9 tRNA genes and 1 rRNA gene are annotated in these 1,037 nt (G+C 51.7%); all 10 read right to left on the bottom strand.

The window, feature by feature from the left end:
* Nucleotides 1-30: 30 nt before the first annotated feature.
* The 10 genes from AC6CHS_RS19420 to rrf all read right to left on the bottom strand — a co-directional run bounded on the left by AC6CHS_RS19420 (nt 31) and on the right by rrf (nt 978).
* Nucleotides 31-106: transfer RNA gene (locus AC6CHS_RS19420), tRNA-Ala, on the bottom strand.
* Nucleotides 107-116: 10 nt separating this feature from the next.
* A tRNA-Pro gene (locus AC6CHS_RS19415) sits at nt 117-193 on the bottom strand.
* A 6-nt stretch (nt 194-199) separates the two neighbouring features.
* Nucleotides 200-276: transfer RNA gene (locus AC6CHS_RS19410), tRNA-Arg, on the bottom strand.
* A gap of 6 nt (nt 277-282) precedes the next feature.
* Nucleotides 283-367 (bottom strand) — tRNA-Leu (locus AC6CHS_RS19405).
* A gap of 7 nt (nt 368-374) precedes the next feature.
* Nucleotides 375-449 (bottom strand) — tRNA-Gly (locus tag AC6CHS_RS19400).
* 24 nt (nt 450-473) lie between these two features.
* Nucleotides 474-558 (bottom strand) — tRNA-Leu (locus AC6CHS_RS19395).
* Between the two features lie 13 nt (nt 559-571).
* Nucleotides 572-647 (bottom strand) — tRNA-Lys (locus AC6CHS_RS19390).
* Between the two features lie 21 nt (nt 648-668).
* Nucleotides 669-744: transfer RNA gene (locus AC6CHS_RS19385), tRNA-Thr, on the bottom strand.
* Nucleotides 745-747: 3 nt separating this feature from the next.
* Nucleotides 748-823 (bottom strand) — tRNA-Val (locus tag AC6CHS_RS19380).
* A gap of 39 nt (nt 824-862) precedes the next feature.
* A 5S ribosomal RNA gene (gene rrf / locus AC6CHS_RS19375) occupies nt 863-978 on the bottom strand.
* Nucleotides 979-1,037: the final 59 nt, after the last annotated feature.

Genomic DNA, 1,037 nt, shown 5'->3' with positions numbered 1-1,037 from the left:
CTGTTCAGTTTTCAAAGAGCAATAATTAATTGGTGGAGCCTAGCGGGATCGAACCGCTGACCTCCTGCGTGCAAGGCAGGCGCTCTCCCAGCTGAGCTAAGGCCCCAATATTTAAATGGTCGGGAAGACAGGATTTGAACCTGCGACCCCATGGTCCCAAACCATGTGCTCTACCAAGCTGAGCTACTTCCCGAAAGAATGGCGCGCCCGAGAGGAGTCGAACCCCTAACCTCTTGATCCGTAGTCAAACGCTCTATCCAATTGAGCTACGGGCGCTTATAGTGCCGAGGGCCGGACTCGAACCGGCACGGTAGAACCTACCGCAGGATTTTAAGTCCTGTGCGTCTGCCAATTCCGCCACCCCGGCTTGGGCATGGAGCGGAAGACGGGATTCGAACCCGCGACCCCCACCTTGGCAAGGTGGTGTTCTACCACTGAACTACTTCCGCAGCGTAAGTATTTTAATTAAGTAATGGTGCGGGTGAAGGGACTTGAACCCCCACGTCCGAAGACACTAGATCCTAAATCTAGCGCGTCTGCCAATTCCGCCACACCCGCAAAAGTGTTTGAGTGGTGAGCCATGAAGGATTCGAACCTTCGACCCTCTGATTAAAAGTCAGATGCTCTACCAACTGAGCTAATGGCTCGTACACATTTGAAATGAATAGTGGTGCCGGCCAGAGGACTTGAACCCCCAACCTACTGATTACAAGTCAGTTGCTCTACCAGTTGAGCTAGGCCGGCAAATGGTGGAGGATGCAGGGCTCGAACCTGCGACCCCCTGCTTGTAAGGCAGGTGCTCTCCCAGCTGAGCTAATCCTCCAATGCACATATAAAATGCGCAAATTATAATATTCAATTCGCCTGGCGGCGTCCTACTCTTGCAGGGGCAAAGCCCCAACTACCATCGGCGCTGGAGAACTTAACTTCTGTGTTCGGCATGAGAACAGGTGTGACCTCTCCGCTATTGCTACCAGACCATCCTAAAAACAAGGACAAGATATATTATATGCATTTTCATCAAAAAATGCAAGGGT

Source organism: Oceanobacillus sp. GQ8 (assembly GCF_059758495.1).
This window is presented reverse-complemented; position numbering and strand designations above follow the sequence as displayed.